General features: G+C 44.6%; 8 protein-coding genes. 7 read left to right on the top strand and 1 reads right to left on the bottom strand.

Features of this window, described 5'->3' with window-relative positions:
- The first annotated feature begins 55 nt into the window (after positions 1-55).
- The 7 genes from DWZ67_RS07410 (at position 56) to DWZ67_RS07440 (ending at position 12,318) form a co-directional block, all read left to right on the top strand.
- Positions 56-3,112 (top strand): SusC/RagA family TonB-linked outer membrane protein, encoded by a 3,057-nt coding sequence (locus DWZ67_RS07410; protein ID WP_120138468.1) that lies wholly within the window; start codon positions 56-58, stop codon positions 3,110-3,112.
- 20 nt (positions 3,113-3,132) lie between these two features.
- Positions 3,133-4,680 (top strand): RagB/SusD family nutrient uptake outer membrane protein, encoded by a 1,548-nt coding sequence (locus DWZ67_RS07415; RefSeq protein ID WP_009037748.1) that lies wholly within the window; start codon positions 3,133-3,135, stop codon positions 4,678-4,680.
- A gap of 21 nt (positions 4,681-4,701) precedes the next feature.
- On the top strand, positions 4,702-6,243 hold the full coding sequence (locus DWZ67_RS07420; RefSeq protein ID WP_005824988.1) for a DUF1593 domain-containing protein: 1,542 nt from the start codon (positions 4,702-4,704) through the stop codon (positions 6,241-6,243).
- Between the two features lie 35 nt (positions 6,244-6,278).
- On the top strand, positions 6,279-7,475 hold the full coding sequence (locus DWZ67_RS07425; RefSeq protein ID WP_005824987.1) for an esterase: 1,197 nt from the start codon (positions 6,279-6,281) through the stop codon (positions 7,473-7,475).
- A gap of 13 nt (positions 7,476-7,488) precedes the next feature.
- Positions 7,489-9,825: a beta-glucosidase gene (locus DWZ67_RS07430; protein WP_120138470.1), complete on the top strand. Its 2,337-nt coding sequence runs from the start codon at positions 7,489-7,491 to the stop codon at positions 9,823-9,825.
- A 238-nt stretch (positions 9,826-10,063) separates the two neighbouring features.
- Positions 10,064-11,605: a glycine--tRNA ligase gene (locus DWZ67_RS07435; protein ID WP_005824984.1), complete on the top strand. Its 1,542-nt coding sequence runs from the start codon at positions 10,064-10,066 to the stop codon at positions 11,603-11,605.
- A 68-nt stretch (positions 11,606-11,673) separates the two neighbouring features.
- Positions 11,674-12,318: an FKBP-type peptidyl-prolyl cis-trans isomerase gene (locus DWZ67_RS07440; protein ID WP_005824983.1), complete on the top strand. Its 645-nt coding sequence runs from the start codon at positions 11,674-11,676 to the stop codon at positions 12,316-12,318.
- A 144-nt stretch (positions 12,319-12,462) separates the two neighbouring features.
- On the opposite strand, the gene DWZ67_RS07445 is transcribed toward DWZ67_RS07440, so the two are convergent.
- Complete coding sequence (locus DWZ67_RS07445) at positions 12,463-14,358, bottom strand: serine hydrolase (protein WP_005824982.1); 1,896 nt, start codon at positions 14,356-14,358, stop codon at positions 12,463-12,465.
- Between the last annotated feature and the right edge of the window lie 23 nt (positions 14,359-14,381).

Genomic DNA, 14,381 nt, shown 5'->3' on the forward strand with positions numbered 1-14,381 from the left:
CCCAAAATAATATTAAATGAAAACGATTGTAACACAAATTAGACAGAAAAGGTTAATGGCCTTAGTGCTGTTCCTTTTGGTAGGTATGACATCTGTTTTTGCACAGAAACAAGTAAATGTATCTGGCAGAATTACTGATGAGCTTAATGAACCGATGATTGGTGTAAGTGTATTGGAAAAAGGAACGACAAATGGTGTTATAACTGATTTGGATGGCAATTATACCTTATCAGCGAGCGAGGGTTCCACTATTGTCTTTTCGTATATCGGGTATGTGACCCAGGAAAAGAAAGCCGTTGCAGGTACTATGAATATTATACTGAAGGAAGATAGCAAGACTTTGGATGAAGTGGTTGTTGTAGGATATGGTGTACAGAAGAAAAGTTCCGTAACAGGGGCGATTTCTTCCGTAAAAGCAGAAGATTTTGAAAATCGTACCATAACCAATGCTGAGCAGGCCCTGCAGGGTAAAACAGCCGGTGTGCAAATTATTTCTGCATCTGCGGCTCCTGGTTCGAATCCCGCCATTCGTATCCGTGGATATAGCAGTAATGCCAGTTCAGATCCTTTGTATGTGGTCGATGGTTTGCGTACGAAAGACATCAGTAACCTCGATCCGAATGATATTGAGAGTATGGAGGTGTTGAAGGATGCTGCTTCTGCTGCTATCTATGGTGCCCAGGCCGGTAATGGTGTTGTCTTGATTACCACCCGGAAGGCAAAAAAAGGAGTTCGTCGTATTTCTTATGATTTCCAGTTGTCCTCCCAGTCTTTAGGTCGTACTCCTGATATTCTGAATGCTCAGGAATATGTCAATTATATGACTGAAGGTAATCTTATTCCCAGAGAAACAATAGATAGGTATTGGGATGGAAAGACAAATACCGATTGGATAGAAGAGACATTTGAATCATCCATGATGCAGCGTCACAATGTCAATTTCCAAGGTGCCAATGATAATGGCTCATTATTCGCCTCACTCTCTTATTTAAGTAATAATGGTCCCATTGTTGGCAATAAGGATGTTTTTGACCGCATTACCGGCACTGTCAATGCAGATTATAAAATAAAGGATTGGTTGAAGTTCACGACAAACAATTCATTTTCCCGTTATCATGTACAGTCTGTAAGCGAAGGTTCGGCAACCGGTTCTCTGATGCTGTCTGCCATTCAGCTTGACCCTCTGACGCCGGTCACCTATGCACCGGACAAACTGCCCGACACTATGATTAACTATATGAATCAGGGACATACTCTGCTTCAGAATGCCAATGGTGATTATTATTCCATTTCCCCTTATGGCGACTCCAATAATATCAATCCGTATATCATGCGTGACCGTGGCACAACGAAAAGGGATGGTTTTGTATTCAGCGGTTCCACTTATCTGGATTTTACTCCGATCAAAGAGTTGGTCATCACTTCACGTTTGGGATACCGTTATACTTACAGCAATTCCTACGGCTATGTTATGCCTAACATTACTTGCTCTGACCTTTATCAGGACTATGTATCGGTAAGTGCGACAAGCTCCAACACCACGTACTGGCAATGGGAAAACTTTGCCAACTATACCAAGACATTTGCAGATAAGCACAATGTAAACGTGATGCTTGGTATGTCCTATTCTTCCAATACTTCCTTTGGAGTGACGGGAGGAATCAATGGTAGCCGTTCCGGCGACAAGGTTGATTTGGGTATTACCAAGTTGGATCCCAATTATGCCTATTTTGCTTTTCGGACCGGTACTGCCACTCGTACGGTAAGTGGTGGAGAGAAGCGGAGGTATGCCAATCTTTCTTACTTTGGCCGGGCATCTTATGACTATGCAGGCAAGTATTTTGCCCAATTCACCCTTCGTGCGGATGCAGCCGACTTGTCTATCCTTCCTTTGCAGAAACGTTGGGGCTATTTCCCGGCTGTGTCTGTCGGCTGGGTACTTTCCAACGAGAAATTTATGGAAAACCTCAAGTCAATCTCTCATTTGAAGTTGCGTGCAAGCTGGGGACAGAATGGTAGTATCGCCGGTTTGGCAGACTATATGTATGATGCTACGATTTTGTCTGGAATCAATTATCCGATGTCAGGTGATGTGTCTTATGAAACAGGTTCGTTGCCATCTGCAACCGGTAACTATGATTTGAAGTGGGAAACTTCCGAACAGATAGACTTGGGTATCGACCTCCGGATGCTGAATGACCGTTTGAGCTTCGGATTTGACTATTATGAGAAGAAAACCAAAGACTTGATTGTAACCGGTATTACTCCTTCTTTGATTGTGGGTAACACTACTTCACCTATGAATGCGGGAAATGTCAAGAACAGCGGATTTGAGTTTGAACTCTCATGGCGTGATCATATCAAAGATTTCAGTTATAGTGTAAAAGCTAACATCGCTACTTTGAAGAATAAAGTAACTTATCTTCATGAAACATTGGAGCGTATTGCCAGTACAACAAGTGCAGGTATCGGCACTATGAATTATTTTGAAGAAGGACATCCCATTTGGTACATGCGCGGTTATGAGTGCACGGGTATTGATCCGCAAACGGGTGACCCAATGTTCAAAGACAAGAATGATGATGACATTATTGGAGATGCCGACCAGACAGAGATCGGTTCTGCCATTCCCGACTTTACTTATGGTATTACTTTGACAGCTGCCTGGAAAGGCCTTGACCTGACAATCTTTGGTTCCGGTTCTCATGGCAATGATGTGTTTGCCGGCTATAACCGTACTTCCCGTATGAAAGCGAATACCTTGAAGGAATTCTATGACGGACGGTGGATTGCTGTGGGAGACAATGCAAAATATGCCCGTTCCAATCCCAACAATTATGATAAGTATTTAAAGAGCTCCAAATTTGTATTCGACGGCTCATATTTTAAAATCAAGCAGATACAGTTGGGCTATAACCTGCCTAAGAATTTGTTGAAGCAGGTGGGTTTGAGTAACCTTCGTTTGTATTGTTCTTTAGACGACTTCTTCACATTTACCAAATATCCCGGATTTGATCCTGAATTTACGAGTACAGGCAATGCGATGGGTTTGGATATGGGCTCTTATCCGTCCAGCAAGAAAGTCGTGCTCGGTCTTAACGTAGTATTTTAATCTTTAATTCAATACGAAATATGAAAGCAAAATATATTTTATCAAGTCTGTTACTTGCCGGCTGCACTTTCTTTTCCTCTTGTGAGGACAATCTGGATATTTCGCAGCATGGGGTAAGCACTTTCGAAAATTTCTATAAAACGGATGCCGATGCGGAAGAAGCCATTATAGCCTGCTATAGCAATTGGAAGGACACCTATGAGCCTGCGTTCTGGCTGAAGAATCTTCTTTCTGACGATTGCTATTCGGCAGGGGAAAGCTGGACGGCTGCCAGTGCGCAGTTGCTGTCGACCTATACGTTCGACTCTGATTTTTCCCATATTAAAACGTTGTATACGAATCTTTATAAAGTGATTTATGCCGCCAACATTGTTTTGCAGTATGTAGGCGATGATTCTGAGGTTAAGCTTCGTGCACGTGCAGAGGCAAAGGTTTTCCGTGCGATGTCCTACATCGAATTGATCAGTCTTTGGGGAACTCCGCCGTTGGTGGACCATCCGTTGAAAGCAAACGAATATTCCCAGGCAAATGGCAATACAGAGGCGCTGTGGGCATTGGTGAACCAAGATTTGACCGAAGCTGTCAACAGTGGCAATTTGGAGGAAAAGACAAGCTTGGACAACTTTACCTATCGTATCACCAAACAATTTGCACAAGCCTTGTTGGGCAAGGCATACGTATTCCAGAAGAATTATGGTGCTGCTGTTACGGTTTTGGATGAGGTAATCAATAGCGGGAAGTACGACCTTTACAGTGATTATGAGAATATCCAGACTACCAAAGGCGAGGCGAATTGTGAAAGTCTGTTTGAAAGTAATTATGTTTACGACGCCAACAATGTTACCGGCATTATGAGTAACATGATTTGGGTATATGTGCATTGGCGTGGAGACATGCTTGCATTCAATGAGCCTACTCAAATCTATTCTCATGGAGGCTGGGGATTTTTTAATCCGACGAAGGAAAGCTACGATGCGTTTGTCGAAATGGGAGATACTTATCGGTTGAATGCCTCTATCAAGACATACCGGCAAATGGAGGATATGGGTATCTCATTGAGCAATGCCATAGCTTATATGCCGGACAATGCCGGTTACTTCAGCTGGAAATACCGTGTTTATGAAGCAGATGTCATTAACTATTGGTGGTTGCGTTGTCCTAACAATACCCGTGCCATGCGTTATGCCGAGGTTCTGCTGCTTGCTGCTGAAGCGAGTCTTCAGTCCGGAAATGCAAGTAAGGCTGCCGGATATGTGAATAAAGTGCGTGACCGTGCCCAGTTGCCTGCATTGGGCAACGTTTCTATGGATGATATCAAGAAGGAGAAGCGTCTGGAGCTTTGGATGGAAGGCTGCCGTTACCAGGATTTGATTCGGTGGGGTGATGCTGCTACGGTACTTGCCAAGAGAGGGCAGGAAAGACCGGCTCTTTACAAAGACGGCCGTGTAAGCTGGGATGAGCAGAAAAATGCTTCTGCCGGCTTCAAGAGTGGTAAGCATGAACTGCTTCCGTTCCCTGCCACTGAAATGAATGTCAATAAGAATATGACCCAGAACCCGGGTTGGTAATTAATCAATAAAACTTAGTTTATGAATAAATTAAAATGCTTATTCCTATCAGGCCTTATGGCTGTGATGCCGGTTTGCATGAGCGGACAGCAGACGCCCGGTGAAAAATCGTCAAAACCGCGTGTCATCATTACTTGTGACCCGGAACTTGATGACCTGAACTCTTTGATACGTTTCCTGCTTTTCAGTACGGATTTCCGTGTGGAAGGCTTGATTTATGCCAGCAGCCAGTTCCATTGGAAAGGTGACGGGCACGGCACGAAGTGGTATGTGCCGGGACGTGAATATTCCCGTAATGGCATAGACTACGGACCGATGGAAAGTTGGCGTTGGGATCCGGATGAACGTTTCATTGACGATGCTGTGGAAGCTTATGAGAAAGTATATCCCAATCTGAAAGTGCACGACTCGTCTTATCCGACTCCCGAATACCTGAAGTCTAAAGTGCGTATCGGTAATATCGAGTTCGACGGTGATATTTCCAAGGACACTCCGGGGTCGGAGCTGATTAAAGCTGTATTGCTCGATGATTGTACGGATCCGGTATTCATCAATGCTTGGGGAGGTGGCAGCACCATCGCCCGTGCCTTGAAGTCCATTCAGGATATTTATGAGCATACCGATGCCTGGAAAGGCATCCGTGAGAAGATAATAGGAAAAGTGGTCCTTTCCCTTTCGGGTGATCAGGATGATACGTATGCACGGTATATCCGACCTTTCTGGCCGGAACTCAGACAAATGGAGATGGGGGGCATGACAGTCGGCCTGGCTTATAATGCACAGTTAAGAGCCTCCAAGGAAAATCAGATTTTCTACTCTCCGGAATGGATGCAGGAGAACATCCGCAGTAAAGGTCCTTTCGGCGAGATGTATCGGGTCTGGGGAGACGGTAAGCAGATGGTGAAAGGTGATAAGTTCGATTTCTTCGGTTTGTCGGGTTATACGGTTGATGAATTGAAAAAGCAAGGCTATGTGGTTTGGACCGGAATCCAGCCGAAAGGGTCCTATCTGGCTGAAGGCGACACTTACTGTTTCCTGAATTTGATAGGTAACGGCCTGCGTGGTCACGAAGACCCCACTTATGGGGGATGGTGCGGTGGAAGAACCGTCCTTCCCGATTCGGTGAAGAATCTTCCGCGCATGGAACAGATAAAGTATAGAGCCGAGCACTATCCTTTGCCCGACTTCACTGCTCCGGTAATGAATGGATTGGCTGCCCGTTTTAAATGGTCGGTCACTCCAAACTATGCCGACGCAAATCATGAACCGGTGATAAAAGGGGCGCTTGCCATGAGTGCCAAGCCGGGTGAGAAGCTGAAACTTAAATACACTGTAACCGATCCGGATAAGGATGCCCTTACCATTAAATGGTGGCAATATGTGTCAGCCGGTACATATCGGGGCAAAGTAGCGGTAGATGACCCTGCTTCTGCAAATACAACTTTTACTGTTCCGGCTGATGCCAACCCCGGTGATACCATCCACTTGATTTTGGAAGCTACGGATAACGGTACGCCACAGATGAACCGCTATCATCGTCTGATTATTACAGTGGCAGAATGAACTTGAATCAATGAACTTTAATTTGAAGAACTGAAATGAAAAAGATTATATTGGCCGCATTTATGGCAGCCTGTGGACTGCAAATGTCTGCCCAGCAGAATTTGTTTGTAGCGCAAGACCTCGAGTCTGCAATTGTGAACAAAGATAACACAGTGACTTTTAACTTTAAGGCTCCTGATGCCCAAAAGGTGCAGATTGCCGGTGACTTTGCCGAAAAGGCGGAGGGACAACACATTGGAGGTATGGTGGGAGCAGGTTTGATAGACATGACAAAGAATTCAGAAGGAATTTGGACCTATACTACCAAGCCGTTGGATTCAGAACTTTATAGCTATGAATTCATGGTAGATGGTGTGCCGACTATAGACCCTAACAATGTTTATGTCTATCGTGACTTTGCTACCACAAGCAATGTGTTTATTGTAGGGAATGGTAAGGCAGATTTATATAAGGTAAATAAAGTTCCTCATGGAACATTGGCCCATCGTTGGTATCACTCTGATGGTATGAAAATGGATCGCCGTATCAATATCTACACGCCGGCAGGTTATGAACAATCCGGTGATAGGAAGTATCCGGTACTCTATTTATTGCATGGTATGGGAGGGGATGAAGATGAGTGGACAACTTTTGGACGTGCTGCACAGATTCTCGATAATTTGATTGCACAAGGCAAGGCTGAACCGATGATTGTTGTGATGCCCAATGGGCATGCTGCCATGGAGGCTGCACCTGGTGAGAGTAGTCTGGGATACTATAAACCTTACCATATGAAGAATGGAACCATGGACGGTGCTTTTGAAGCCTATTTCCCTGAGATTATCACGTTTGTAGAAAGTAATTATCGTGTACAAGCGGACAAAGCTCATCGTGCTATTGCGGGGCTTTCAATGGGTGGTTTTCATTCTGCCAATATTTCTTTGAACTATCCTGATATGTTCGACTATGTAGGTTTATTCTCTGCGGCCCTTAATGTCCAGAGTGCAGGTCAGAAAAATAGTCCGGTTTATCAGGATATGGATAAAAAGTTAGCTGTTCAGTTTGATAAGGCTCCCAAACTTTACTGGTTGGGTATCGGTAAAGACGATTTTCTTTATAGAAACAATGCAGCTTATCGCGCTGATTTGGATAAAAAAGGATATAAATATGAGTTTATGGAAACTCCTGGTGGACATGTATGGACCTGCTGGCGTATTTATCTCTCTGTATTTGCTCCCAAGTTGTTTAAATAAATCTGACTAGGCTATGAAAAAACAACTGTTTTATTTGCTGTTGGCTGCAGGCGTGTTGAGCGCTTGTGGCCCTGCGGCTCCTCAATTGGGTAAAGATTCTGTTGAGGATGTTATTGGTGCCATGACTTTGGAAGAAAAGGCACATTTGGTTATCGGTACCGGAATGGTGGGTACTTCGGGTGACAGTACGGTGATTGGCACTACAAAGAAGTTGGTTCCCGGTGCAGCAGGTACTACTTATCCGATACCCCGTTTGGGAATTCCTGCCATTGTGTTGGCTGATGGACCTGCAGGTTTACGTATAGATCCTATCCGCGAAGGGGATTCTGCTACTTATTATTGTACACATTTTCCTATCGGTACGTTACTTGCTTCTACTTGGAATCAGGATTTGGTAGAGGAAGTTGGAAAATCAATTGGTAATGAAGTGTTGGAATATGGTGCGGATGTTTTACTGGCTCCTGCTTTGAATATCCATCGGAATCCTTTGTGCGGGCGTAATTTTGAATATTATTCCGAAGACCCGTTGGTGTCTGGCAAGATAGCTGCTGCATATGTTAGAGGGATACAGAGCAACGGAGTGGGAACTTCCATCAAACATTTTGCTGTTAACAACCAGGAAACCAATCGGAATGCTAATGATGCTCGTATCACTCCTCGTGCCTTACGGGAAATCTATTTGAAGGGGTTCGAAATTGCAGTGAAGGAATCGGCACCATGGACAGTAATGTCCTCTTACAATCATATTAATGGCACCTATGCTTCTGAGAATACAGACTTGCTGTCCACTTTATTGCGTGATGAGTGGAATTTCGAGGGTATGGTGGTAACTGACTGGTTTGGAGGGAAGGATGCCGTGGCTCAGATGATAGCAGGTAATGATATGCTCCAACCGGGAAGGGCTAACCAGTATGATATGATTATCGAAGGGGTGAAATCCGGAAAATTGGATGAATCCATACTGAATCGTAATGTGAAGCGTGTTCTTGAACTTATTCTCCAAACTCCTCATTTTAAAGAATACAAATATTCCAATAAACCTGATTTGAAGGCGCACGCAGCAGTTACCCGCCAGTCAGCGACTGAAGGAATGGTTTTGTTGAAGAATAATAACGAAACCTTGCCATTTGAAAGGAAGGTCAGAAATATAGCTCTTTTCGGGTGTACTTCCTATGATTTCATAGCAGGAGGTACCGGCTCAGGTAATGTGAATCGTGCCTATACAGTCTCATTATTGGATGGTTTGAAGAATGCTGGATACCAGATAGATGAAGCATTGAAGGCCAATTATGAACAGTATATTGAGGCCGAGAATAAGAAAAATACTCCTGACTCGTCTCAGCCTTTCTCCAGATTTATGCCGGTACCTCGCCCGACAGAACTTATCCCTACTACAAAGGTGTTGTCAGAACAAGTTGCTAAAGCGGATGTTGCATTGGTTACGCTGGGACGTACTTCCGGTGAATTTGTAGACCGTAATGTCAGTGATTTTGAACTGAGTGAGGAAGAATTGCAACTGCTGAAGTCCGTCAGCCAAGCTTTCCATGCTGCTGGGAAGAAAGTGGTGGTGGTATTGAATATCGGAGGTGTAATCGAAACAGCTTCTTGGAAAAAACTACCGGATGCTATTTTGCTGGCTTGGCAGGCAGGACAGGAGGGTGGAAATAGTGTGACGGATGTGTTGAGCGGTAAGGTATCTCCATCGGGTAAGTTGACAATGACTTTCCCGAACAAGTTGATGGACGTTGCTTCTTCGACCAATTTTCCTATGGATGCTAGGGCTAATACAGATGTGAGGAATAAGGAGGACAAAAGCTCTTCAGTGAAGAATGTAGACTATACGGATTATGAAGAAGATATTTTTGTCGGTTATCGCTATTTCGATAGTTTCGGAAAGCAAGTGTCTTATCCTTTCGGCTATGGTCTTTCGTATACAACATTCGAGTATGTCAATCCGTCTGTCAAAGTTGATAATGGTATATATTCTGTTTCTATTGATGTGAAGAATGTTGGTAAGTTTGCAGGGAAAGAGGTTGTTCAGCTTTATGTCTCCGCTCCCAATAGGTTTCAGATGAACAAACCGGAAAAAGAACTTAAAGCTTTTACCAAAACTAAGGAATTGAGGCCAGGTGAGACTGTTACTGCCACTTTGAAACTGAACACTACGGATTTGGCTTCTTATGATGAAGCTTCTTCTTCATGGGTAGTGGATGCTGGAAATTATAAGTTTTTGATTGGAACCTCTTCCAAGGATATTAAGGCTGTACTTGATGTTGATGTGGTATCAGTTGTGGAAAAAACAAATGACATATTGAAACCACAAGAGACTGTTAATACGATAAAACGCTGAAGGTGAGTATAATATTATTCTTGGTTGTGATTAGGTTGATTTGTAGTGCTTAGGTAAATTAATTGTAATTGGGTAAAATTGGGAAAGAAGCTGCCTCGGAGTTATGAGGTAGCTTCTTCTTTTATTTGGTAATAAGATAAATTAATACCCTCCGTGTCCTACTTACGATATAAATCCCTATCTTTGTGGCGCTTTTTAGCTGAAAATAAGATTCAAATTAATTTAGATACAACAGAAAATGGCACAAGAAGACGTTTTTAAGAAACTCGTATCACACTGTAAGGAATATGGTTTTGTGTTCCCTTCCAGCGAGATTTATGATGGACTGGGAGCTGTGTATGACTATGGTCAGATGGGTGTGGAACTGAAAAATAACATCAAGCAATACTGGTGGCAGAGTATGGTGCTGCTGCACGAAAATATTGTCGGTATCGACTCAGCAATCTTTATGCACCCCACCATCTGGAAAGCCAGCGGACACGTAGATGCTTTCAATGACCCTTTGATTGACAACCGCGATTCCAAGAAACGTTATCGTGCCGATGTGTTGATAGAGGACCAGCTTGCTAAGTACGATGACAAGATAAACAAAGAAGTGGCCAAAGCTGCCAAGCGTTTTGGTGAGGCTTTCGATGAGGCTCAGTTCCGCAGTACCAACGGTCGTGTGCTGGAACACCAGGCCAAACGTGATGCCTTGCATGAACGTTTTTCCAAGGCTTTGAACGATAATAATCTGGACGAACTCCGTCAGATTATCCTTGACGAAGAAATCGTTTGCCCTATCAGTGGCACAAAGAACTGGACAGAGGTACGCCAGTTCAATCTGATGTTCTCAACTGAAATGGGCTCTACCGCCGATGGTGCCATGAAGATATACCTTCGCCCGGAAACGGCACAAGGTATCTTCGTAAATTACCTTAATGTACAGAAAACCGGTCGCATGAAGATTCCTTTCGGTATCGCCCAGATTGGTAAGGCTTTCCGTAACGAAATTGTAGCCCGCCAGTTCATCTTCCGTATGCGCGAGTTCGAGCAGATGGAAATGCAGTTCTTTGTGAAGCCGGGTACAGAGCTTGACTGGTTCAAGAGTTGGAAGGCTACTCGCCTGAAATGGCACAAGGCGCTGGGCTTCGGTGATGACCATTACCGTTATCACGACCACGACAAACTGGCCCACTACGCTAATGCTGCTACAGACATTGAGTTCTTGATGCCTTTCGGTTTCAAGGAAGTAGAGGGTATTCACAGCCGTACAAATTTCGACTTGTCCCAGCATGAGAAGTTCTCCGGCAAGAACATCAAGTATTTCGATCCGGAAACCAACGAAAGCTATACCCCGTATGTCATCGAGACTAGTATCGGTGTAGACCGCATGTTCCTTAGCATCATGTCGGCTTCCTACTGTGAAGAGACGTTGGATAGCGGTGAATCCCGTGTTGTCTTGAAGTTGCCTGCTGCACTGGCACCGGTGAAACTGGCCGTAATGCCGTTGGTAAAGAAAGATGGTCTGCCCGAAAAAGCGCGCGAAATCATTGACAATCTGAAGTTCCACTTCCATTGTCAGTATGATGAGAAAGATTCTATTGGTAAGCGTTACCGCCGCCAGGATGCCATTGGTACTCCGTACTGTGTCACCGTGGATCATCAGACTTTGGAAGATAACTGTGTGACACTGCGTAATCGTGACACCATGCAGCAAGAGCGCGTGGCTATCTCTGAACTGAATAATATTATTGCAGACCGTGTAAGCATCACATCGTTGCTGAAAACCTTGCAATAAAGCGGTTATGGAATAGACCGGTGCGTGAACAAACTGAAATAGTAAATAGTAAAATAGTAAAATAGTAAATGAAAAAGTCCCTTTTGTTTTTGCCTTTCTTGCTGTTGCTGGTGGGTGCTTTTATCTCTTGTGAAGAAGTGGAAGAGGCTGGAAAGTATGATAATTGGAGAGAACGCGGCGAGGCTTTTGTTGACTCGATAAAAAGGCTGACTGGCGAGAATTATGTCGCCACAGCAGAGCAGGCCGATGCTATGGAACTCGGGAAACTGTATGCCATACAGACGACTGCAAGCACTTCTGAAGGTGCTCAGTATGTCTATTGCAAGAAGCTTGTGAAGAATGAGACGGGTGAACGCCCGTTGTATACGGGTTATCATTCAAAGGTGAATGCTTATTATTATGGGACTTATGTGAATGGCGAAGAATTCGACGGTTGCTTTGACGGTTATAGTGCTATTGACCGCGATATACCTATTCCTCCGGTAAAAGAACCTACGGTTTTTGATTCATTCGTGGATTTTGAAGTTTCGGGTGTCGTTGCCGGTTGGGCAGCTGCCTTGCAGCTTATGCGGATGGGTGAGCGGTGGATGTTGTATATCCCTTATCAAAGCGGATATGGTATAAATGATTATACTGCTCCTTATTCTACAAATACAATCCCCGGAGGCTCTCTGTTGACGTTTGACTTGCAACTGGTTAGCTTTGCCGAATGAGATAAAAGAGGGTGTGTGCCGAAACGCCCCGAATATAAGAATTCCCCCTGCTATAGATGTCTATGGCAGGGGGAATCTAGTTAATGGAGAGATGTCTTCTTTAGCCTGTTGGTAGTGTGGCAGACGTTCGGAGACTGGTTCGTTTTATATTTTCTTCTTAATGGCCTTTACCCAGATTTTGTATCCATCCTCATTCAAATGCAGTCCGTCGCCGGTCAACTCACTGCGTAGTACATTTGTTCCCTTCTCTGTAAATAGTGGAAAAAGATTGATATAGGCAATGCCTTCCTCTTTGGCAAACGCCTCCAGACGGGAGTTGATTTCAGGAACCATATCTGTCTTTCCAGTCAGTTTTTTGTATCGGCCGAAACTTTCATTGAAAGGGAGTAGGCTTTGTAGGTAGAGTTTTGTGTCGGGAGATTCTTTCCGGATGCGTTCCACCGTCATGCGAATCATGTCTACAATACTGTCTGGTGCCAAGTCATGGGAAATGTCATTGACTCCGATAAGCAGGAACAGCTTGGCGGGATGTCCGGGAAGTATCTGATGCAGGCGGTCATAGATACCCATCACTTCATCACCGATGATGCCGCGATTACGTACATTCTTCTTACCAAGACGGGCAGACCAGTCACCGCCACCTTCAGTCAGGCTATTGCCAAGCATGACGATGTCCTTGCTTGTAATGGCAGGCTCATCCATAAACTGTAGGAAACGTTTGTAGTAATGGTCTGTATAAATACGCGGAATGGGGTAGATGGAAGCCGCCACAGCGTTGGCAACCAATGAACGCAGGCGAACTACGCTGTGTCCGTCTTCCGGATGTACGGCGTTGATAAGGAGTATGACGGAAGTGTCATTGTCCGGATCGATAATGATGGAGGTACCCGTGTAGCCGGTATGCCCATAGGTATTAGGACCAAACAAATCTCCATTGTTGGAGGCATAGGCTGTAAAATTATCCCAACCGAGAGTGCGTCCCAGACTGGCGGTAGTGCGTGGCACAGTACGCATGGCTTTTACACCCAGCGGACTCAGGATGCGGCGTCCGTTCCATTCACCTCCGTTTTGCAGGGCTGCGCAGAGTATGGCAATATCATCAGCACAAGAGAATACTCCTGCATTACCGCTGATACCTCCGTTCATGACACGTGCCAGCGGGTCATGAACTTGTCCGCAGAGAACTTGTCCATTAGGTTGCTTTTCAGTGGGGGCAATGTTATTCAATTGAGAATTGCGAATTGAAAATTGAGAATTGGCTACGTTGTTTTCCTTGTGTCCTTGTTTTCTCGTTCCTTTGTCAACTATCGTAATCCAGTTACCATCCTTATCACGTTGGCAAGGCAGATAGTCGGTATGCTCCATGCCGAGTACATCAAATAGGTTTTCACGTGCAAAGTCACGCAGGCTCTGTCCGCTTATAGTCTCGATAATGTGCTGCAAAGTGATGAAGTTGAGGCAACTGTATTGAAAATCAGTCTGCGGCTTGAAGTCGCGTTTACAAGTAGCAATATATTCCATAAGCCCATCAGGATTGGGAGAACCGTACTGCTTTTCTAGCTCGGCTACCGGTGCATAGGGAGGAAGACCGGAAGTGTGTGTCATCAAATCGGCAATGCGGATTACCTTTTTCTCTTTGCCGTCTTCGCTTTCCCAATTCTTGAAATGGGGTATGTAGAGGCTGACGGGGTCCAGCATACGGAGCTTGCCGCGTTCTGCCAGTATCATCGTACATACGGCGGTCGACATGGATTTGCTGCAAGATGCCATATCAAAGATAGTATTGGCAGTCATAGGCTCCACATTGGGATAAATACGCTTGTTGCCGTAAGCTTTCAGATAGGCCATCTTGCCGTTACGTACTACAGCAAGTACGGCACCGGGAATATCCTTGTTGGAGATGGCTGTTTCAATCGCTTCGTCAGCATACATCAACTTGCGTGAGTCCATTCCCACTTGTTCAGGGGCTACGCGTTGCAAGGGTTGCGCGGTGGCAGCTTGCAGACAAAGAGAAAAGAGAAAAAAATATATTGCTTTCATAATAAAGGAATTTAAGAGTGAGT

This window comes from Bacteroides sp. AF34-31BH, from assembly GCF_003602795.1.
Taxonomy (GTDB): Bacteria; Bacteroidota; Bacteroidia; order Bacteroidales; family Bacteroidaceae; genus Bacteroides; species Bacteroides uniformis.

Excerpts from the sequence above, each read along its gene's own strand:
- DWZ67_RS07410 (WP_120138468.1), top strand. The coding sequence starts at position 56 with ATGGCCTTAGTGCTGTTCCTTTTGGTAGGTATGACATCTGTTTTTGCA.
- DWZ67_RS07425 (WP_005824987.1), top strand. The coding sequence starts at position 6,279 with ATGAAAAAGATTATATTGGCCGCATTTATGGCAGCCTGTGGACTGCAA.
- DWZ67_RS07430 (WP_120138470.1), top strand. The coding sequence starts at position 7,489 with ATGAAAAAACAACTGTTTTATTTGCTGTTGGCTGCAGGCGTGTTGAGC.
- DWZ67_RS07445 (WP_005824982.1), bottom strand. The coding sequence starts at position 14,358 with ATGAAAGCAATATATTTTTTTCTCTTTTCTCTTTGTCTGCAAGCTGCC.
- DWZ67_RS07420 (WP_005824988.1), top strand. The coding sequence starts at position 4,702 with ATGAATAAATTAAAATGCTTATTCCTATCAGGCCTTATGGCTGTGATG.
- DWZ67_RS07435 (WP_005824984.1), top strand. The coding sequence starts at position 10,064 with ATGGCACAAGAAGACGTTTTTAAGAAACTCGTATCACACTGTAAGGAA.
- DWZ67_RS07415 (WP_009037748.1), top strand. The coding sequence starts at position 3,133 with ATGAAAGCAAAATATATTTTATCAAGTCTGTTACTTGCCGGCTGCACT.
- DWZ67_RS07440 (WP_005824983.1), top strand. The coding sequence starts at position 11,674 with ATGAAAAAGTCCCTTTTGTTTTTGCCTTTCTTGCTGTTGCTGGTGGGT.